This window comes from Methylobacterium indicum (assembly GCF_017347565.1).
Lineage (GTDB): Bacteria > Pseudomonadota > Alphaproteobacteria > Rhizobiales > Beijerinckiaceae > Methylobacterium > Methylobacterium indicum.
Window position 1 is genome coordinate 3138994 of record NZ_AP024145.1, and the last position, 19415, is coordinate 3158408.

Consider the following 19415-nt stretch of genomic DNA (forward strand, 5'->3'; position numbering starts at 1 on the left):
CGGTCATCATGACCATGAACGACAGGCGGTCAACGGATGCGGGTAGTTTCGCGCAGGATCGTCACCAAACCGTCACACCCCCGGGCGGCGCCGCGTCCGCGCCCTACGCGTCGCGCGCCCGGGCGGCACGGGCCTCCTCCCACCACTCCAGGCGCTCGGCGACGCGGCGCTCGAAGCCGCGGTCGGTCGGCGCGTAGAAGCGCTGCCGCCCGAGGCGCTCGGGCCAGTAATCCTGGCCCGAGAAGGCGTCGGGCTCGTCGTGGTCGTAGCGGTAGCCCTCGCCGTAGCCGAGCTTGCGCATCAGCTTCGTCGGGGCGTTGAGGATGGTGCGGGGCGGCGGCAGCGAGCCGTGCTCCTTGGCGGTGCGGGTCGCGGCCTTGTAGGCGGTGTAGACCGCGTTCGATTTCGGCGCGGTGGCGAGGTAGACCGCCGCCTGCGCCAGGGCCAATTCACCCTCCGGCGAGCCCAGGAAATCGAACGCCTCCTTGGCGGCGTTGGCCACCCCCAGGGCCTGGGGGTCGGCGAGCCCGATATCCTCCACCGCCATCCGCACCAGCCGGCGGGCGATGAACAGCCGGTCCTCGCCGGCATCGAGCATCCGGCAGAGATAGTAGAGCGCGGCATCCGGGTCCGAGCCGCGGATCGTCTTGTGCAGGGCCGAGATGAGGTTGTAGTGGCCCTCCTGCGCCTTGTCGTAGATCGGGGCGCGGCGCTGGATCAGCTCCTGCAGGAGGGCCGCGTCCAGGATCTCGTCGGGACCCACCGAGCGCCACACCTCCTCGGCCAGCGTCAGCGCCGCCCGCCCGTCGCCGTCGGCCATCCGCACCAGCACCGCGCGGGCCTCAGGCTCGAGCGGCAGCGCGCGGCCCGTCACCGCCTCGGCCCGGTCGAGGAGCCGGGCGATCGCCGCCTCGTCGAGGGCGCGGAAGACCAGCACCCGGGCGCGCGACAGGAGCGCGGCGTTGAGCTCGAAGGACGGGTTCTCGGTGGTGGCGCCGACCAGCGTCACGGTGCCGTCTTCGACCACCGGCAGGAAGGCGTCGAGCTGGGCCCGGTTGAAGCGATGGATCTCGTCGACGAAGAGCAGCGTGCCGCGCCCCGCGACCCGCCGGGCGCGGGCCGCCTCGAACACCTTTCGCAGTTCCGCGACGCCGGAGAAGATCGCCGAGATCTGCTCGAAATGCAGGTTGGTCTCGCCGGCGAGCAGCCGCGCCACCGTGGTCTTGCCGGTGCCCGGCGGTCCCCAGAGGATCAGCGAGCCGAGGTTGCGGCCGCGCAGGAGCCGCGTCAGCGCACCCCCCTCCCCGGTCAGGTGCTCCTGCCCGACCACCTCGGCGAGGGTCGTGGGCCGCAAGGTGTCGGCGAGGGGGCGGGGAGCGTCGCGGTCGAGGCCCGCGGAGGCGAACAGGTCGGACATGCCCGCATCAACACCGCTCCGCCGCGCCGCCGCAAGGGGCCGCGCGGTGGCCCCACGGCGTCGCCCACCGTCCCGCGGCGGCGGTTCGCCCCGCCGGCCGCGCGGACCGGCGCGCCCGCGGCCCCCGACTCCCTTGCCGCGCTGCATTCTTCGGCCTAGCAAGCGGCATGCGTTTCAACTTCAACGTCGTCGGCCCGGCGAGCTTCGATCTCTGGATCGCGCCCGACGACATGCGCCGCACCCCCCGCCTGCGCGTGGTCCTCGACCGGACGAAGGAAGCCGTGATCGAGGCCTGGGTCCACTACCCGCAGCTCAAGGATTTCGGCTGGCACGCGCACGGGATCTGCGGCTTCAAGCTCGACGCGGAGAGCTGCCCCGGCCTCGATCAGGCGGCGCAGTTCGACATCTTCGACGGCGACACCAACATCCTGCTCTACCGGCACCGTGCCGGCGCGGCCTACCGCCAGGCCCGCGTGCTGGCCCTCGACTACACGATCGGCCAGGACAACCACGCCCGCGACATGCTCTTCCCGGAATTCGCGCTCGCGTATTTCGGCATCCACGACATGCACTTCGACCTGCTGCGCTGCGTCATCGACATCAAGTACGCCGACTCGATGCTGCTGCAGGGTAGTCTCCTCCTGAAGCGCTACGAGGACGTGATTCAGGGCGGCGACTACGTGAAGACGATCCTGGTGGTCGATCCCTACGTGGAACTCGCCAAGCGGATCCTGTGGCTGCGCCGGATGGCCGAGATCGGCAAGGACCCGGTCCAGCAATGGCGCGTCGACCACCTCCAGGGCCCCTGCGCCTTCGCGGCCGGCCTCGACCTCGGCAGCGTCTCGGCCCTGCGCAAGGGCTTCGACCGGATCGACATGGAGACCTACAACTGGCTCGAGAACCCGCTGACCCGCGACCTCTCCTGCACCTTCCCGGGTGAGCCGATGAAGCCCGGCCACTGGACGCTGGCGATCGAGGCGCTGTCGCGCTTCCACGTCATCGGCCACCAGCATTTCTGGGGCGCCTACACGGCGATGCTGGCCGACGTGCTGAAGCTCGAAGGCCCCGCCCCGGCCGAGCGCCGGGTGCCCGAGCCGGTGCTCGAACTCGCCGAGACCCTGAGCCGGGTCAAGAACACGATCGGCCTCGTCGAGATGGACATCAACCTCAGCGACAAGGTCTACACGATCATCGAGGCGCAGTGGGAGAAGGCGTGAGGCACGCCGGCTCCGGGGATCGCCCAGGGGCCGGCCGCGGCAAAGCCCTGCGCAGAGGGGTCAGCCGAACGAGACCGTGCCCGGCGTCAGGGTGCTCCAGGTCGCGTGCTCGATCAGCAGGTCGCTCGCCCCCAGATGCAGCAGCAGCCCGTCCGCCGTCTGCTCACCGTGACGGCGCAGCTCCGCGTCGCTGCGGATCGTGCTGCCGACGATCCTGATCCGGTCCTGCTCGACGTCGCTCAGGCGGAAATCCTCGATCGTCACGCGCCCGGATTGTCGCGCATCGACGACGAACAGGTCGTCGCCGAGCCCGCCATTGAGCAGGTCGCGGCCGCCGCCGCCGGTGAGCACGTCGTTGCCCTCGCCGCCATAGATCGCGTCGTTGCCGCCCCGGCCGTCGAGCCGGTCGTCACCCGCACCGCCAGAGAGCAGGTCGCTCGACCTCGTCCCGGTGAGGACATCGTTCCCCGCCAGGCCGAAGACCCGCGATCCGGTCAGCGTGTCGTTCCCGGCCGTGCCCTGCCAGGCGGGCGTATAGGCGACATCCTGGTCGAGGAACGCCAAGGAGCCGTTCCAGGTCAGGTCCTCCAGGCGGTCGGATTCGATCGCGTAGCTGCGTCCCTGCCCGACGAGGCCGGCGTCGAGGAACGTCACCTGCTCGACGCCCGAGACGATGTCGAGGCCGTAGGACGTGGAGAAGAAGGCGGTGGTCCCGTCCGCCAGGCGCGACACGCTCCAGTCGCGCATCGTGCCCGACACTTCGAGCGTGTCGGTCCCGCTGCCGCCCTCGATCCGGTTCTGCCCGTCGCCCGGGCGGATCGTGTCGTCGCCGGCCATGGCGTCGATGTAGTCGTTGCCGACATTGCCGCGCAGCCGGTCGCCGTATTGCGATCCGATCAGGAAAGCGGAATCCCCGACATGGTCGTGCCGGTCCGACGGGCGCTGCACGTCCTCCACCCAGGTGACGCCCCGGGTCGCGCCGGTGAGGTTGGACACGATCACCAGGCTGTCGCGCGCGGTCTCGCCGTAGAAGGCCGATTGCGTGATCCGCGCCACGGCGTCGGTGGTGAGGCCCGCGACATGCGCCGCCCAGCCGCCGGGAATGTTGTAGAGCGCGAACGGGCCGTAGGGCCAGGCCGGATTGGCGTAGTCGTCGCCGAACAGGATCAGGTTGTCGGTGGAGGACTTTAGCGCGTAATCCTGACCCATCATCCCGGACGAGGCTTGCACCGCCTCGCCGAGCGAGTCGAAATCACCGGCGGTGCGATGCACGACGTCGTTCTCGTAGCCGATATTGAGGACGCGGTCGTCGCCTTCGTAAGTATAGGGGACCGCGTGCGCGATGTAGTTGCTGTCGGCGAAAAAGCCGCCGGCGAGCGTGTTGGCGTACTTCGCCATGACGTTGGTGTAGGCGGCGCCGAGCGAGTAGCCCGTGACGATCACGTCATCGGCCGTCAGCCCGTTCCCGAGCGCGTAGTCGCGGACCGCGGTGAGCAGCGGGTTCATGTTGGGAGCGATCTCACCGCTGTTGAGCTGGGTGTAATCGGCCAGGTCGACGGGCGAATTGGTGCCGGCGAATGTCACCGAGAGACGGGTGACCTGCCCGTGGGCGTCGCGCTCCTCGTAGACCTTCGCCTGTGCCCCGGAATAGGTGCGGCCGGTCAGTGGGCTCTCGATGATGTAGTAGCCGTCGCGATCTACCGCATCGGGGCCGAGACCGAGCGCCGCGGGACCGACATCCGACCAGCCGGCGGGCAATGCGACGTTGATCTGGTTGGCGGTCACTCCGGGCGGCATCGCCTGCCCGAGCGCCTTGGCCAGCGATCCGATCTGACTCTCGTAGATCGGCTGGAGTTGACCGAACACCGCCAGCCCGAACGAGGTGTTCGCCAGCTCGGCCGATTCCGCAGCGGAATACCGGCGATAGTCAAACATTCCCATAGCGACTCCTCCCCGAAGACCTCGATGCCTTCCGAATTGAGGTAGAGACGACAGGAATCAATAGGACATATTACGTAAGGAAAATCCGGCAACCATGAGAAATTGCTGACCGTTCGCGGCCATGAATTTTAAGTTGTTCGTCCGTTCAGCCGCCCGCACCAGGCGAGACGGGGACGCGACGACGGCCCGCCCTTCCCACCCGCTCCCTCATCCTGAAGTGCCCGTGAAGTCGGTCTCGCAGGAGGCTCCGCAAGCCTGCGCGATCCCTCGACACCTCCTTCGGGGCTGCTGCGAGCAGCAGTACGTGAGGACGGGATTCGGGGGCGGAGGAACCGGCCTTGCCGCTCTCGCGGCAGAATCGCGTCCCGTGTTGCCGCGCGATCGGACGCCGCTCCAGGACCACGGCTCCGGCCTCCCTGGCACGGCATCGAGCGTTCAGCACGGGGAGATTGCGACGCCGACCCGCCCTGGCTCGGAATCGCCGCGTCGGCGTTGCGGGCCTGCGATATCGAACGCCCCGTCAGGGCCGGCGATACACCCAAACCCGGGCCGGCGGCAGGTTGAGCCAGACCTTGTTGGAGCGGCTCGCCGTGTAGGTCGTGGACTTGGCCGGGATCGGCGGCACCACCGCGTAGGTGAACTGCACGAACGGCGCGTCGGGGTGCATCAGGTCGTGAACCGCCGTCAGCAGGTCGAGGCGCTGCTCGAGGGGCTTGGTGAAGAGCGGCAGGCTCGAGATCGTCGCGCAGGCCCGCTCCGACACGATGCCCTCGAGGGTGGCGCGGATGTTGTAGGCGTCGCCCTGGAGCACCGTGGCCTTCGGGAAGCGCCGGCGCAGCAGCTTGCAGAAATCCGGGTTGTACTCGACGAGGACCAGGCGCTCCTGAGCGATGCCGCGGCGCACCAGCGCATCGGTCACCGGTCCGGTGCCCGGCCCGAGCTCGATCACCGGGCCGGTCAGGCGCGGGTCGACATAGGACGCCATAGTGCGGGCGAGCATCCGGCCCGACGGCGTGACGGCGCCGGTGACCAGGGGGCGTTCGAACCAGGAGCGCAGGAACCGCGCCTCGTCCTCGAGGATGTCGCGCTTCGGTGGCCTCGGGTGAGGCATCGAGCCCGAGACCGCGATGGCTTTGGCCCTGGATCGGCGAGGCAAAGGCAAGACCGAAGACCCTTGAACACGCGAAAAGTCGATTGGTGAACGGCTGTCGTTCAAAGGCGCCTCGCCGTCAAGCCTGACACCCCTGCCCGAGCGCCGCGAACCCCGCAATCCCGCTCGCGCGGGAGAACGCGCAACGGATGCGCCGGTTCGCGGCGCCGGGAGGTCAGGCCCGGCCGGAGCCGCTCAGGCCGTCGAAGAACTCCTTCACCCGCGAGAAGAAGCCTGCGCTCTCGGGGTGGTTGTCGGCCTGGTTGCCGTGGCTGTCGAACTCCTGGAGCAGCTCGCGCTGGCGCTTGGTGAGATTCTGCGGCGTCTCGACGAAGACCTGGATGTAGAGGTCGCCGACGTCCCGCGAGCGCAGGACCGGCATGCCCTTGCCCTTGAGGCGGAACTGCTTGTTGGTCTGGGTGCCGGCCGGGACCCGGACCGAGGTGTGCGAGCCGTCGATCACCGGCACGGTGATCTCGCCCGAGAGCGCCGCCGTCACCATCGAGATCGGCACGCGGCAGAACAGGTCGGCGCCGTCGCGCTGGAAGAACGGGTGCGGCTTGATCGACAGGAAGATGTAGAGGTCGCCCGCCGGCCCGCCGCGCAGGCCCGACTCGCCCTCGCCGGCCAAGCGAATGCGCAATCCGTCGTCGACCCCCGCCGGCACGTTGATCGAGAGCGTGCGCTCGCGGGTGACGCGCCCGGCGCCCGAGCAGGCCGTGCAGGGATCCTCGATGATCTCGCCGCGGCCGTGGCAGGCCGGGCAGGTCCGCTCGATGGCGAAGAAGCCCTGCGCCGCCCGCACCCGGCCGTAGCCGCCGCAGGTCGGGCAGGTCTTGGGCTTCGAGCCCGCCTTGGCGCCCGAGCCGGCGCAGACCTCGCAGGTGACCGAGGTCGGCATCTTGATCGTCTCGGTCTTGCCGGTGAAGGCTTCCTCGAGGCTGATCTCCAAGTTGTAGCGCAGGTCGGCGCCGCGCTCGCGGCCCCCGCCGGGGCGTCCGCCCGGCCCGGCCCCGGGGCGCCCGCCCGGTCCGCCGCCGCCGCGGGCATCGCCGAAGAAGGTGTCGAAGATGTCCGACATGAAGTCGCCGAACTCGTTGCCGAATCCGGGGCCGCCCTGCCCGCCCTGCGAGAAGGCGGCGTGGCCGAAACGGTCGTAGGCGGCGCGCTTCTGCCCGTCGGACAGGCATTGGTAGGCCTCGTTGAGCTCCTTGAACTTGAGCTCGGCCTCCTTGTCGCCGGGGTTGCGATCGGGGTGGTAGACCATCGCCAGCTTGCGGAAGGCCGACTTCATCTCACCGTCGGTCGCGGTCCGGGCGACGCCCAGAACCTCGTAGTAGTCGCGCTTCGACATTCCCCGGTCCCCAAACCCGTCCCGCGCCTCACCGGTCGGGCATCGTCCATACAAGTCCGGTCCCCGGCGCCGTCGGGCGGCCGGGGACCGGATCGAGCTTCACATCACTGGGCCGCACGGATCTCAGATCCGTGCGGCAAGCTCAAGGCGTATTACGCCCGCTTCTTCTGGTCCTTGTCGTCGACTTCCTGGAAGTCGGCGTCGATCACGTCGTCCTTCTTGGCCTCTCCACCCGGAGCGGCGCCCGCGGCGGCGTCCGGACCGGCGGCCTGGCTTGCCGCGTACATCGCCTCGCCGAGCTTCATCGAGGCCTGCATCAGGTCGGTGGTGCGGGCCTTGATCTGCTCGACGTCCTCGCCGGCCAGGGACTGGCGCAGGGCGTCGATGGCGGTGGTGATCGCGGCCTTGTCGGAGGCCGGAACCTTGTCGCCATGCTCGGTCACCGACTTCTCGGTGGCGTGGATCAGGCTCTCGCCCTGGTTCTTCACCTCGACCAGCTCGCGGCGCTTCTTGTCGTCGGCCGCGTTGGCCTCCGCCTCCTGCACCATGCGCTGGATGTCGGCGTCGGACAGGCCGCCCGAGGCCTGGATGCGGATCTGGTGCTCCTTGCCCGTCGCCTTGTCCTTGGCCGTCACGTTGACGATGCCGTTGGCGTCGATGTCGAAGGTCACCTCGATCTGCGGCAGGCCGCGCGGGGCCGGCGGGATGCCGACGAGGTCGAACTGGCCGAGCAGCTTGTTGTCGGCCGCCATCTCGCGCTCACCCTGGAAGACCCGGATGGTGACCGCGTTCTGGTTGTCCTCGGCCGTCGAGAACACCTGCGACTTCTTGGTCGGGATGGTGGTGTTGCGGTCGATGAGCCGGGTGAACACGCCGCCGAGCGTCTCGATGCCGAGCGACAGCGGGGTCACGTCGAGGAGCAGCACGTCCTTGACGTCGCCCTGGAGCACGCCGGCCTGCACCGCGGCGCCGATCGCCACGACCTCGTCCGGGTTGACGCCCTTGTGGGGCTCCTTGCCGAAGAAGGTCTTCACCTGCTCCTGGACCTTCGGCATGCGGGTCATGCCGCCGACCAGCACCACCTCGTCGATCTCGGCCGCCGAGACGCCGGCATCCTTGAGCGCCTTGCGGCAGGGCTCGATCGTGCGCTGCACCAGGTCGTCGACCAGCGACTCGTACTTGGCGCGGCTGAGCTTCAGCGCCAGGTGCTTCGGGCCGCTCGCGTCCGCCGTGATGTAGGGCAGGTTGATCTCGGTCTGGGTCGCCGAGGACAGCTCGATCTTCGCCTTCTCGGCGGCCTCCTTGAGGCGCTGGAGGGCGAGCTTGTCCTTGGTCAGGTCGATGCCCTGCTCACGCTTGAACTCGGCCGCCAGGTACTCGACGATGCGGTTGTCGAAATCCTCGCCGCCCAGGAACGTATCGCCGTTGGTCGACTTCACCTCGAACACGCCGTCGCCGATCTCGAGGATCGAGACGTCGAAGGTACCGCCGCCGAGGTCGTAGACCGCGATCAGGCCGGTCTTCTTCTTGTCGAGGCCGTAGGCGAGCGCCGCCGCGGTCGGCTCGTTGATGATGCGCAGCACCTCGAGGCCGGCGATCTTGCCGGCATCCTTGGTGGCCTGGCGCTGGGCGTCGTTGAAGTAGGCCGGGACGGTGATGACCGCCTGGGTCACCGGCTGGCCGAGATGGGCCTCGGCGGTCTCCTTCATCTTCTGCAGGGTGAAGGCGGAGATCTGCGACGGCGAGTAGGGCTTGCCGTCGGCCTCGACCCAGGCGTCGCCGCCGTTCGAGCGGGCGATCTTGTAGGGGACGAGCCCCTTGTCCTTCTGCGTCATCGGGTCGTCGTAGGTACGGCCGATGAGGCGCTTGATGGCGAAGAAGGTGCGCTCGGGGTTCGTCACCGCCTGGCGCTTGGCCGGCTGGCCGACGAGCCGCTCGCCGTCGTCCGTGAAGGCGACGATCGACGGGGTGGTGCGCGCGCCTTCCGCGTTCTCGATGACCTTGGGCTGCGTGCCTTCCATCACGGCCACGCAGCTGTTGGTGGTGCCAAGGTCGATGCCGATCACTTTACCCATGGTGGGATCCCTCGTTGGTGTTTTTTAAGCAGACCGCCGAGCCCCGAAGCAGCTCGGCCCATGGCGGTACTTGTCGAATGGTGTGAGCTCGAATGGGTTGAGCCTGGGCGGGCCGGACCGGACCGCGCCTCGCCGGAGGCCGGCGAGCGGGGGCGTTCCCGCGCCGAGCCCGATATAAGAAGGCGATTTCGGGCCCGCAAGGCGAGCCGGGCCGCGCTGCGCGCGCAGTTTGCGGTGCCGTGATCCCCCCGCTCCGCCCGGGGCCTGCCGGCTCCTGCCGCACGGGGACGGGCCGGGGCACGGCAACGGTTCCGGCCGCGTTTCAGGGCCGGAGACACGGTCAAGCCGCCACGACAATGTTGCGGGCTTGCCACGCCCGTGCCACGGACCGCATGCTAGGACCTTGCGGGACGTCCGTCGCCGTGCCGCGTACCTGTGCCTGGAGCCTGATGCAGCCCGTTCGCCCCTTCCTCCGCCCGGTGGCCCTGCCCGCTTTGGCGGCCCTGCCCCTCGCGGCGGTCCTGATGGTGGCGCCGGCCCCGGCCTCGGCCCAGTCGTTCCTGGAAGAATTGTTCGGCATCGGCCGGGCCGCCCGCCCGCCGGTGCCCCCGGCTCCGGTGCCGGGTGGCCGCGGGCCCATCGAGCCGGGCGAGGCGCCCCCCGAGGCCGCGCCCCGGCCGGCTCCGGCGCCGCCCGCGCCCCCGAAGCCCGTGGTGCTCAAGACCCCGAACGACGACGCGGTGATGGGGCAGGAGCTGCAGCAGAACGGCAATGCCGGGTCGCTGCGCCTCGACCGCGCCGGTGCCGGCTACACCGCGCGCCTGACGCTCGCCGGCACCAAGGTCTCCCAGCCGACGGAGAGCTGCAAGGTCGCGCTCGGCGACGGCCAGCCGCTGACGCTCGCCGACCAGGGCAAGCCCAACGGCGTGACGCAGCTCGCCTCCTCCGGCCCGGCCTGCCCGCTGCGGTTCGAGATCCTGGAGGGCAGCGTGATGGTCACGCCGCTGGCCGAGGCCGACTCCTGCGTCTTCACGGCGTCGGATTGCGCCACGACCCCGAAGGGCCTGTGGGGCCCCGGCGCCGCCACCCTGCTGCCGCGGGCGCAGGAATTCGATTCGGCCCGCGGCGTCGCCGACAAGGCGGTGCGCGAGAACTACAAGGTGATGACCCAGCGCGCCCGGCGCGAGGACGTGCGGCCGATCGTGACCGAGCAGGCGGCCTTCTCGGCCGACCGGGAACAGATGTGCCGTGCCTATGTCCGCGAGGGCGCGCACGGCTTCTGCCACCTGCGCTTCTCCGAGGCTCGCGCCCTGTCGCTCGCCACCCGCCTCGGCCTCTCGGGCGCCGCCCCGACCGCGAGCGCCGCCCCGCGCCCGGCGGCCCGCCGGCGCCCCGCCCCGGCGGTGGAGGGCATGAATCCGGGCTTCGAGGCCGGCGCGCAGGACCAGTAGCGCGCCGCGGCCCTGATTGCCGGGTTTCGCCAAGAGCGGTTTTTCGACGAAGTGGGCACCGCTTCGTCGATCGAAAATGCGGCAGATTCAATGACCTGGAGCAGTGCCCGGTCGCAAGGCGATCGGGCGCTGCTCTAGGCGTGGCCGGCGGTGGTCGAGAGCATGGCCGGCTCGATGCCGATGCCGCGCAGGGCCCGGTCGTACTTCGTCTCGAGGGTGGTGTTGAAGATCAGGTTGGGATCGGCCGGGCAATGCAGCCAGCCATTGGCCTGGATCTCGCTCTCGAGCTGGCCGGCCTGCCAGCCGGCATAGCCGAGCGCCAGCACGGCGCTTTCCGGGCCGCGGCCGTCGGCGATCGCCCGCAGGATCTCGATCGTCGCGGTGAGGCAGATGCCCTCGTCGATCAGCAGGGTCGATTGCTCGATATGGAAGTCGGGCGTGTGCAGCACGAACCCCCGGCTCGATTCGACCGGGCCGCCCATCAGCACCGGCATGTGGCCGATGCGATGCGGCAGCCGGATGGCGTCGTCCTTCTCGATGATGTCGAGCTGGACCAGCAAGTCCGGCATGGTGAGGTCGGAGGCCGGCTTGTTGACGATGATCCCCATCGCCCCTTCGGCCGAATGCGCGCAGAGATAGATCACCGAGCGCGAGAACCGCTCGTCGGCCATGCCGGGCATCGCGACGAGCAGCTGCCCGTCGAGGTAGCTCGGTGCGCCGCGGGGCGAGGCCTCCCCGCTCTCGGCAAGCGGATCCGGCGCCCCGCCGGGGGGATCCTGCGAGGGATCTTGGGACAGAAGGTCCTGAGGAAATCTGCTGCGCATGACGTCCATGCTACCCCCCGCTCCGGCGTTGTCCATAGCCCGCCGCCGGGGGTGAACGCGCACCGGGGCCCGGCGGCTCCCGCACCGCTTGCCGCGGGCTGTCCGACGGGCCGCCTCGAGTCGCCGCCTCGACTCGCCGCCTCGACTCGCCGGAACGGCCGCGCTAGACCCCGGCCGGGCTCGAGGTCCCGTTGGGGCCGGCCCGGAACGTTTCCAGGAGAGCCACGATGACGATCCAGGTCGGCGATCACCTGCCGCAGGCGACCTTCCGGGTCATGGGCCCCGAGGGCCCGGTCCCGAAGACCACCGACGACGTGTTCAAGGGCCGCCGGGTGGTGCTGGTGGCGGTGCCGGGCGCCTTCACGCCGACCTGCCACCGCAACCACCTCCCCGGCTACGTCACCCGGCGCGACGAGATCCTGGCCCGCGGCATCGACGCGATCGCGGTGACCTCGGTCAACGACGTGTTCGTGCTCGACGCCTGGTCGAAGTCGGCCGGCGCCGAGAGCATCGAGTTCCTGGCCGACGGCAACGGCGACTTCGCCAAGGCGCTCGGCCTCGACATGGACGGCACCGGGTTCGGCATGGGCATCCGCTCCAAGCGCTACGCCATGGTGGTCGAGGACGGGGTGGTGCGGGTGCTCAACGTCGAGGATGCGCCGTCGAAGGCAGATATGTCGGGGGCGGAGAATCTGCTGACGGCGTTGTGAGCATCCATCGGCCCAACCGACGAGCCTGACTCCCTCCGCGTCAATCCGCGGCCCCGAAAGCGGGGCCCGGAATCCGGACCCTCAGATGGGAGAGGACGAAACGGAATGCGGCCCGTCTCTTCTCACATGAACTGCGGTTCGGAGTTCCGGGCTCCGCTTTCGCGGCCCGGGAATGGCCCTGAGAGGGTTGGCGCCGTCGCGAGCCGTCAAGCCGGTTCGTAGAGAGCTTTCACATCGAGCAACTGCCGGCCGGCACCGAGCGGATCGCAGGTCGACGACCCCGCGGCTCCGCGCGAATGCGGGCGAGGTCGAGCGCCTCGCCGACGAGCGGCGCAGGTCGTTAAGGATGCCACATCTTCGCGCAGCGCCCTAAGCGATGGGCTCGTTTCCTGCCACGCGCTCGCGTGCCTCCGGCTGGCCATCACCAGGCGGATCGATCTTTGGCGATATGTCTTGCTGGTCTATCATGGGCAAATGGAGCGGGCGAAGGGATTCGAACCCTCGACCCCAACCTTGGCAAGGTTGTGCTCTACCCCTGAGCTACACCCGCTCACTGTGCCGGGCCTGATCGAACTTGGAGCGGGCGAAGGGATTCGAACCCTCGACCCCAACCTTGGCAAGGTTGTGCTCTACCCCTGAGCTACACCCGCCCAAACTCGTTCGGCCTCGTGGAAAAACTGGAGCGGGCGAAGGGATTCGAACCCTCGACCCCAACCTTGGCAAGGTTGTGCTCTACCCCTGAGCTACACCCGCTCGCTGTTTTCCGTCGGCGTCACCGTGGCGGCGCCGATGAGCGGCATAAACACCATTCCGCCGGGGAGCGCAAGAGGTTGCGGAGCCGGCTCCGCGGTGTCCTCCCCGGGGTCCCCGAGCGGTCCCTTCCCTACCAGGTTGGCGAGGGCGGCAGGCCGTTCTGGATCTCGGCGAGGCGGGCACGCGTCGCCGGGGTGGTCTCCGGCGGCAGGGCGTCGAGGGGGAAGAAGCCGGTCTCGGCGATCTCGCGGTCGGGGCGCTTGGGCTCCGGCACCGTGAAGGCCCGGGCGACGTAGAGCGCGACGTGGTCGCGCCCCGCGCCGATCCGGTTGAGGTAGAAGCCGTGCAGGGCCGGTGGAACGCCCGGGTCGAGCACGATGCCGGTCTCCTCGCGGAATTCCCGGGCCACGGCGTCGAGGGCCGACTCGCCGGGCTCGATGCCGCCGCCCGGCAGGTGCCAGCCGGGCATGTAGGTGTGGCGCACGAGGCAGACGCGGTTCTGCGCGTCGATCGCCGCCCCGCGCACGCCGAGGGTCATCCCCCGGGTGACGCGCCAGACGAGGTGGGCGGCCCGCATCATCAGGGCCTGTCGGCGCGTCATCCCGGAATGTCCCTGTCCTAGACGACGGTCAGGCGGATCTCGCCGACGCCCTCGATCGACCCGACCATGGTCTGGCCGCGGGTGACCGCGCCGACGCCCTCCGGCGTGCCGGCGAAGATCACGTCGCCGGGTTCCAGCGCGAAGTAGGTCGACAGATAGGCGATCTGCTCGGCCACCGACCAGATCATGTCGGAGAGGTCGCCCTTCTGGCGCACGACGCCGTCGACCGACAGGGTGATGGCGCCCTTGGCCGGGTGGCCGATGACCGAGGCCGGCTTCAGGGTGCCGACGGGACCCGAGAGGTCGGAGGCCTTGCCGAGCTCCCAGGAGCGGCGCAACGCCTTGGCGTCATCCTGGAGATCGCGCCGGGTCATGTCGAGGCCGACCCCGTAGCCGTAGACGTGGTCCAGGGCCTCCTCCACCGGGATGTCGCGCCCGCCCTTGGCCAGCGCCACCACCAGCTCGACCTCGTGGTGATAGTTCTCGGTCTTGGGCGGATAGGGGTGCTCGACCGTCCGGCCGTCCGGCACGACCTGGAGCGCGTCGGCGGGTTTCATGAAGAAGAACGGCGGCTCGCGGGTCGGGTCGGCGCCCATCTCCCGGGCATGGGCGGCGAAGTTGCGCCCGACGCAGTAGACCCGGCGCACGGGAAACAGGTCGTCGGTGCCTTGGATCGGGAGCGCGGTGCGCGCCGGGTTCGGGATCACGGAGAGCATGGGGCTCCAATCTCGGGCGAAGTTTCGCGATGGGCCGCGCATCTTGGTAAAATGGCCGGCCGACCGCTATCTAGAGAGCGGTTCCGTGGTGCGCCATCCCGCCCCGCCGCAACCCCCTCCTTCGTGATGCGCCCCCCCGTGACCCACAGCCTCATCGCCACCCTCGCGGCCCGCCTCGGGCCCGCGCACGTCCTCACCGACGCGACCGATGTCGCCCCCCACCTCGCCGAGACGCGCGGCCTCTATCGCGGGGAGGCCCTCGCCGTGGTGCGCCCGCGCGACACCGCGGAGGTCGCCTTCGCGGTCCGGGCCTGCGCCGAGGCGCGGGTGCCGGTGGTGGCCCATGGCGGCAATACCGGGCTCGTCGGCGGCGGCGTGCCGTTCGGCGGCGTGGTGATCTCGCTCGCCCGGCTCGACCGGGTGCGGGCGGTCGATCCGCTCGATTCCACCATCACGGTCGAGGCGGGCTGCGTGCTCGCCAACGTCCAGGCGGCGGCCGAGGCGGCCGGGATGCTGTTTCCCCTCTCCCTCGCCTCCGAGGGCTCGTGCCGCATCGGCGGCAACCTCGCCACCAATGCCGGCGGCACCGCGGTGCTCGCCTACGGCAATGCCCGCGAGCTGACGCTCGGGCTCGAGGTGGTGCTGGCCGACGGGCAGGTCTGGAACGGGCTGCGCGCGCTGCGCAAGGACAATTCCGGCTACGACCTCAAGAATCTCTTCGTCGGCTCGGAGGGGACGCTCGGCATCATCACCGCCGCCGTGCTGCGGCTGCATCCGAAACCGGTCTCGAAGGCGACCGCCTTCCTGGGCCTCGAATCGGCCCGTGCCGCCCTCGACGCCTTCGGGCGCCTGCGCGACCGCCTCGGGCCGCGGCTCACCGCCTTCGAATACGTACCGCGCTTCCCCCTGGAGGTGGTGTTGCGCCACTTGGCCGGCGCCGTGCGGCCGCTCGACGGCGACCACGATACCTACGCCCTCGTCGAGGTCTCCTCGCCGGGCCCGGATGCCGACGAGGAACTGGAGGCGCGGCTCTCCGAGCTGATCGAATCCGGCCTCGTCGCGGACGCGACCCTGGCCCGGAGCGAGGCGCAAGGCGCGGCGTTGTGGCGCCTGCGCGAGAGCCTGTCGGAGATGCAGGGCTACGAGGGCGGCTCGATCAAGCACGACGTCTCGGTGCCGGTCTCCCGGGTGGCGGAATTTCTGGAGCGGGCGACCGAGGCCTGCGAGGCGGCGATGCCGGGGGTGCGGGTCTGCGCCTTCGGTCATTTCGGCGACGGCAACATCCACTTCAACCTGACCCAGCCGGTCGGGGCCGAGAAGGCCGCCTTCCTCGCCGAGTGGCCGCGGTTCAACCGCATCGTCCACGACATCGTTCACGCCATGGACGGCTCGATCGCCGCCGAGCATGGCGTCGGGCTGATCAAGCGCGACGAGCTGCCCCGCTACAAGGACCCGGTCGCCCTCGACCTGATGCGCCGCCTCAAGGGCGCCCTCGACCCGCACGGGCTGCTCAACCCCGGCAAGGTGCTGGCGGCGCAGGGCGCACCGGAGGCGTTCCCGGCCAAGGGCGGCAGGGCGGCATCGCCGGCATGATCCCGCTGTTTCGCCAGGCGTCCCCGGCCCCGGCCGGCCTCACCGCGGGAGCGCTTCTCGGCGCCTTCGAGAGCCTGGGCGACAATTGCGAGTTCGGCATCGCCCAGCGCTACGCGGGCATCGATCCGCTCGGGCTCTTCCGCCTCTCCTCGGCGCCGATCGCCGACCTCACCCACGCGGTCGAGACCCGGTTCGCGCACTATGGCGGGCCCGGCGACATCGAGGTCCGGGTCGGGGCCGGCGGCTACCTCTTCTGCCACAGCCGCCGTTACGGCTTCGCCTACCATACCGGCGACACGGCCCCGCGCACGACGCCGGCCGCCCTCCTCGACCGGGAGGTCCGCCGTGTCGCCTACCTGAAGGAGCGGCTGCTCGCCGATCTCGCGGCGGGCGACAAGATCCTGGTGCGCAAGGGACCGCCGGGGGAGAGCGAGGCCGCGGTGCGGCGCCTCCTCGCCGCCCTGCGGGCGATCGGCCCGGCGACGCTGCTGCGGGTCTGCGCGGAGGACGGCCGGGTCGAGTCCGGGCGCGTCGTCTGGTGCGGCGAAGGGCTGATGCAGGGCACGCTGCCGCATTTCGCCCCCTACGCCGCGGCGACCGACGCCGATCTGGCGAGCTGGCTCGCCGTCTGCGGCCGGGCCTACGCGCTGCGCCACAGCCTCGTCGCGCCGCCGCCGCTCGCACCGTCCGGCCCGCCGGTCTTCTCGGCACCCGGTGAGACGCGCCACGTCCTGCCCGCGGCCGCGCCGGAGCCCGGCATCCTCGTCGGGCCGCAGCCCGTCGCCGGCCTGCGGCCGAACCGTCTCCACGTCGTCTCTGCCGAAATCCGCCTGCCCGAGGATTTTTCCGGCACCCGGGCCGCCCTCGCCTTCGCGGATGCGGCGCTGCACGCCCGCCGCGACGCCGACCCGACCCGCCGAGGCATCTGGCAGACGGTCTATGCCGCCACCCGGACCCGCAAGCGCCAGAGCGAGGCGACGATCGGCCTGATGCTCGCCGGTCCTGCCGGGACGGCGGTGGACATGCGGGACTGGCGCGTGACGGAGGGCTGCCTGCCGGGGTTGGCGTAAGGCGGCAGGCTCGGGCGAGGCTCATTCTCCGCGCGTCGCTCCCGCCGAAGCGGGCCGTCGAAACTGCGCGTGTTGGACGACGTGAGGGGCGCGGGGCGCCCCGGACCGGACGCCCCTACCCCGCCTCGGCTTCCGCCGGCGGCTCGCGCTCGACGGTGCGGAACCCTTCGAGTTCGCCGAGGTAGCTGCGCGCCCACCAATCCACGTCCTCGCGCGCCATGCGCTCGAACATCGGCTTCCAGCGCTCGACCCGCTCGGCCTTGGGCATGTAGAGGGCGGCGCGGATCGCCTCCGCCACCTCGAACCGGTCGTAGGGATTGACCAGCAGCGCCTCGGGCATCTGGCGGGCGGCGCCGGCGAATTTCGACAGCACCAGCACGCCCGGATCGTCCTCGCTCTGGGCGGCGACGTATTCCTTGGCGACGAGGTTCATGCCGTCGCGCATCGGCGTGACGACGCCGACCCGGGCGGCGCGGTAGAGGCCGGCGAGCACCGCGCGGGGATAGGCCTTGGTGACGTACTGGATCGGTGTCCAGGACGGTTCGCCGAGCGACCCGTTGATGTTGCCCAGGACCTCGTTCACGTCGCGGCTGAGCTGCTCGTATTCCGGCACCTCGGTGCGGGATTTCGGGGCGATCTGCAGGAAGACGACGTTGCCGCGCTGGTCGGGGTTGGAGGCGAAGAAGCGCTCGACCGCCTCCATCCGCTCCGGCACGCCCTTGGAATAATCGAGCCGGTCGACGCCGATGAGGAGCTTGCGGGTGCGCAGGCCCGCCACCGTGTCGCGCACGGTGCGGTTCATGCCGGCGCGCTCGGCGGCCTGGCGGAAGCCGTCGACGTCGATGCCGATCGGGAAGCTGCGGATGCGGGTGCGGCGCCCATCGACCATCAGCGAGCCGCCGCCGAGCGGGATCGCCCGCAGCTCGTCGACGAGGTTGCGCGACAGGTTGTGGACGTCGCTGTCGGTCTGCAGCCCGATCAGGTCGTAGTCGGAGACGGCGCGCAGGAGTTCCGTGGAGGCCGGCAGGGTGTTGAACACCTCCCCCGACGGCCAGGGGATGTGGTGGAAATAGCCGATCGGGTTCGAGACGCCGAGGCCCCTGAGCTCGGAGGCGAGCGGGATCAGGTGGTAGTCGTGGACCCAGATCAGGTCGCCCGGCTCGATCAGCCCGGCGAGCGCCTGGGCGAAGATCCGGTTGACGCGCTGGTAGCCCGCGTAGTCGGCCCGGGAGAACGCCGCCAGGCCGAGGCGGTAATGCATGATCGGCCAGAGCGCCCGGTTGGCGAAGCCGCTGTAATACTCGCGGTGGTCCTGGGGCGACAGGTCCATGACCGCGTACTGCACCCGCCCCCGGTCGGCGATCACCGGCTCGGAGGACGGGTTGTCGGTGATCTTGCCGCTCCAGCCGAACCACAGCCCCTTATAGGCCGTGAAGGCTTCCTTGAGGGCGACGGCGAGCCCGCCGGCCGCGACCGCCTTGGATCCCGCATCCGGGACGGCGACGCGATTCGACACGATGATGAGGCGTGACACGGCGGGTATGGACTCCGGCTGCACGGACCTTGTGGGGCGGGAACGTCGCCGCGTCCATCCGCCCCCGACGGAGAAAACGCGCGGTGAGCAAGCGCGATCCGCGAGGTTTGGTCAACCCTCGAGGCGAATCCTGACCGTGCGACACCCGGACCGGCTGTGCCCGGCGCTCCACAGGAATCCTGCCGCGATTCACTTGGGGCAAGGCTTAGGCAAGACCGCTCGCGGCGGGACCGGAACCGGGCGCCTTGGCTGCTGTTACTCGCAATAACGTCGCATGCGTGCGGCGCGGCGACCGGCGCGGCCGGGGGCCGTGCCGCGAAGAACGGAGTTCCCCTCAATGAGCGCGGGTTACGACAACGGACAGCACCGGGCCGACGATCGGGGTGCCGCCGGCGAGCGGCCGGCGGACTGGAACGACCTGCGCCACGACGTGCGCCAGCTCGGCGACGTGGCGATGGAGCGCGGCTTCAGCCTGGTCGACTCGGCCCGCGAGCAGGTCCACGGCTACGTCGACCGGCGCAAGGGCGATGCCGCCCAGTCGGTCTCCGACCTCGCCCAGGCCCTGCGCGATTCGGGCGGCAAGCTCGACCAGCAGCCCAACGTGAAGGCGTTCTTCGACAGCGCCGCCGACGGCCTCGAGCAGCTCTCGGGCTCGATCCGCGAGCGCAGCTTCGAGGATTTCTACAGCGAGATCGAGTCGGTGGCCCGCCGCCGGCCGGCCGCCGTCGCGGTGGCGACCTTCCTCACCGGCTTCCTCGCCGCGCGCTTCATCCGCTCCTCGGCGCATCCCGCCCATGTCCTCGACGGCCGCGAGGCCTTCGGGCGCGGTCCGGAGACCCGCCGCGACCCGTCCCGCGAGCGCGATGCCGCCAGGTCCGCGTCCTCGTCCTACCGGGCGCCGTCCTACGGCTCCCGCGAGGTGCCGGGCGCCCACAGCGAGCCCGAGACCGCCCGGCCCGACCCTTACCGCACCGGCGCGTCCGGCCCGCGCTACTCGGCCTGACGGAGG

15 protein-coding genes and 3 tRNA genes are annotated in these 19415 nt (G+C 70.5%); 6 read left to right on the forward strand and 12 right to left on the reverse strand.

Annotated features, from left to right (window positions below):
- Window positions 1-103: 103 nt before the first annotated feature.
- Window positions 104-1417 (reverse strand): replication-associated recombination protein A, encoded by a 1314-nt coding sequence (locus tag miv_RS14625; RefSeq protein ID WP_207183273.1) that lies wholly within the window; start codon window positions 1415-1417, stop codon window positions 104-106.
- Window positions 1418-1584: 167 nt separating this feature from the next.
- On the opposite strand from miv_RS14625, the gene miv_RS14630 reads away from it, so the two are divergent.
- The gene (locus miv_RS14630) at window positions 1585-2634 is read left to right on the forward strand and encodes a hypothetical protein (protein ID WP_207183274.1); all 1050 of its coding nucleotides are present in this window, start codon (window positions 1585-1587) and stop codon (window positions 2632-2634) included.
- 60 nt (window positions 2635-2694) lie between these two features.
- On the opposite strand, the gene miv_RS14635 is transcribed toward miv_RS14630, so the two are convergent.
- The 4 genes from miv_RS14635 to dnaK all read right to left on the reverse strand — a co-directional run bounded on the left by miv_RS14635 (window position 2695) and on the right by dnaK (window position 9154).
- On the reverse strand, window positions 2695-4569 hold the full coding sequence (locus tag miv_RS14635; protein ID WP_207183275.1) for a calcium-binding protein: 1875 nt from the start codon (window positions 4567-4569) through the stop codon (window positions 2695-2697).
- A gap of 526 nt (window positions 4570-5095) precedes the next feature.
- Complete coding sequence (locus miv_RS14640; RefSeq protein WP_048429798.1) at window positions 5096-5737, reverse strand: class I SAM-dependent methyltransferase; 642 nt, start codon at window positions 5735-5737, stop codon at window positions 5096-5098.
- A gap of 163 nt (window positions 5738-5900) precedes the next feature.
- Window positions 5901-7079 (reverse strand): molecular chaperone DnaJ, encoded by a 1179-nt coding sequence (dnaJ, locus tag miv_RS14645; RefSeq protein ID WP_048429799.1) that lies wholly within the window; start codon window positions 7077-7079, stop codon window positions 5901-5903.
- 152 nt (window positions 7080-7231) lie between these two features.
- Window positions 7232-9154, reverse strand: coding sequence for a molecular chaperone DnaK (dnaK, locus tag miv_RS14650; protein WP_048429800.1), 1923 nt, complete (start codon window positions 9152-9154; stop codon window positions 7232-7234).
- A 449-nt stretch (window positions 9155-9603) separates the two neighbouring features.
- On the opposite strand from dnaK, the gene miv_RS14655 reads away from it, so the two are divergent.
- Window positions 9604-10605: a hypothetical protein gene (locus miv_RS14655; protein WP_207183276.1), complete on the forward strand. Its 1002-nt coding sequence runs from the start codon at window positions 9604-9606 to the stop codon at window positions 10603-10605.
- A gap of 134 nt (window positions 10606-10739) precedes the next feature.
- On the opposite strand, the gene miv_RS14660 is transcribed toward miv_RS14655, so the two are convergent.
- Complete coding sequence (locus tag miv_RS14660; RefSeq protein WP_244749060.1) at window positions 10740-11285, reverse strand: YqgE/AlgH family protein; 546 nt, start codon at window positions 11283-11285, stop codon at window positions 10740-10742.
- Window positions 11286-11656: 371 nt separating this feature from the next.
- Between miv_RS14660 and miv_RS14665 the strand changes: the two genes are divergently transcribed.
- Window positions 11657-12139 (forward strand): peroxiredoxin, encoded by a 483-nt coding sequence (locus miv_RS14665; protein ID WP_207183277.1) that lies wholly within the window; start codon window positions 11657-11659, stop codon window positions 12137-12139.
- A gap of 475 nt (window positions 12140-12614) precedes the next feature.
- Here the strand turns inward: miv_RS14665 and miv_RS14670 are convergent.
- The 5 genes from miv_RS14670 to miv_RS14690 all read right to left on the reverse strand — a co-directional run bounded on the left by miv_RS14670 (window position 12615) and on the right by miv_RS14690 (window position 14209).
- Window positions 12615-12689 (reverse strand) — tRNA-Gly (locus tag miv_RS14670).
- A 25-nt stretch (window positions 12690-12714) separates the two neighbouring features.
- A tRNA-Gly gene (locus miv_RS14675) sits at window positions 12715-12789 on the reverse strand.
- Window positions 12790-12817: 28 nt separating this feature from the next.
- A tRNA-Gly gene (locus miv_RS14680) sits at window positions 12818-12892 on the reverse strand.
- A 130-nt stretch (window positions 12893-13022) separates the two neighbouring features.
- Window positions 13023-13493 (reverse strand): NUDIX domain-containing protein, encoded by a 471-nt coding sequence (locus tag miv_RS14685; RefSeq protein ID WP_207183278.1) that lies wholly within the window; start codon window positions 13491-13493, stop codon window positions 13023-13025.
- 17 nt (window positions 13494-13510) lie between these two features.
- Window positions 13511-14209 carry a fumarylacetoacetate hydrolase family protein gene (locus miv_RS14690; protein WP_048429805.1) on the reverse strand — a complete coding sequence of 233 codons (699 nt, stop codon included), beginning with the start codon at window positions 14207-14209 and terminating at the stop codon, window positions 13511-13513.
- Between the two features lie 126 nt (window positions 14210-14335).
- Between miv_RS14690 and miv_RS14695 the strand changes: the two genes are divergently transcribed.
- Both miv_RS14695 and miv_RS14700 read left to right on the forward strand, forming a co-directional pair.
- Window positions 14336-15802: an FAD-binding oxidoreductase gene (locus tag miv_RS14695; protein WP_207183499.1), complete on the forward strand. Its 1467-nt coding sequence runs from the start codon at window positions 14336-14338 to the stop codon at window positions 15800-15802.
- Complete coding sequence (locus miv_RS14700) at window positions 15799-16872, forward strand: hypothetical protein (protein ID WP_207183279.1); 1074 nt, start codon at window positions 15799-15801, stop codon at window positions 16870-16872. Before miv_RS14695 ends, miv_RS14700 begins: the two co-directional genes overlap by 4 nt.
- Window positions 16873-16987: 115 nt before the next feature.
- Here miv_RS14700 and miv_RS14705 read toward each other — a convergent pair whose 3' ends face one another.
- A complete protein-coding gene (locus tag miv_RS14705) occupies window positions 16988-18406 on the reverse strand; it encodes an alpha,alpha-trehalose-phosphate synthase (UDP-forming) (protein ID WP_048431106.1) in 1419 nt (472 codons plus the stop codon).
- A 337-nt stretch (window positions 18407-18743) separates the two neighbouring features.
- Between miv_RS14705 and miv_RS14710 the strand changes: the two genes are divergently transcribed.
- A complete protein-coding gene (locus tag miv_RS14710; RefSeq protein WP_420865521.1) occupies window positions 18744-19409 on the forward strand; it encodes a hypothetical protein in 666 nt (221 codons plus the stop codon).
- Window positions 19410-19415: the final 6 nt, after the last annotated feature.

Excerpts from the sequence above, each read along its gene's own strand:
- miv_RS14625 (WP_207183273.1), bottom strand. The coding sequence starts at position 1,417 with ATGTCCGACCTGTTCGCCTCCGCGGGCCTCGACCGCGACGCTCCCCGC.
- miv_RS14630 (WP_207183274.1), top strand. The coding sequence starts at position 1,585 with ATGCGTTTCAACTTCAACGTCGTCGGCCCGGCGAGCTTCGATCTCTGG.
- miv_RS14635 (WP_207183275.1), bottom strand. The coding sequence starts at position 4,569 with ATGTTTGACTATCGCCGGTATTCCGCTGCGGAATCGGCCGAGCTGGCG.
- dnaJ (WP_048429799.1), bottom strand. The coding sequence starts at position 7,079 with ATGTCGAAGCGCGACTACTACGAGGTTCTGGGCGTCGCCCGGACCGCG.
- dnaK (WP_048429800.1), bottom strand. The coding sequence starts at position 9,154 with ATGGGTAAAGTGATCGGCATCGACCTTGGCACCACCAACAGCTGCGTG.
- miv_RS14655 (WP_207183276.1), top strand. The coding sequence starts at position 9,604 with ATGCAGCCCGTTCGCCCCTTCCTCCGCCCGGTGGCCCTGCCCGCTTTG.
- miv_RS14660 (WP_244749060.1), bottom strand. The coding sequence starts at position 11,285 with ATGCCCGGCATGGCCGACGAGCGGTTCTCGCGCTCGGTGATCTATCTC.
- miv_RS14665 (WP_207183277.1), top strand. The coding sequence starts at position 11,657 with ATGACGATCCAGGTCGGCGATCACCTGCCGCAGGCGACCTTCCGGGTC.
- miv_RS14685 (WP_207183278.1), bottom strand. The coding sequence starts at position 13,493 with ATGACGCGCCGACAGGCCCTGATGATGCGGGCCGCCCACCTCGTCTGG.
- miv_RS14690 (WP_048429805.1), bottom strand. The coding sequence starts at position 14,209 with ATGCTCTCCGTGATCCCGAACCCGGCGCGCACCGCGCTCCCGATCCAA.
- miv_RS14695 (WP_207183499.1), top strand. The coding sequence starts at position 14,336 with ATGCGCCCCCCCGTGACCCACAGCCTCATCGCCACCCTCGCGGCCCGC.
- miv_RS14700 (WP_207183279.1), top strand. The coding sequence starts at position 15,799 with ATGATCCCGCTGTTTCGCCAGGCGTCCCCGGCCCCGGCCGGCCTCACC.
- miv_RS14710 (WP_420865521.1), top strand. The coding sequence starts at position 18,744 with ATGAGCGCGGGTTACGACAACGGACAGCACCGGGCCGACGATCGGGGT.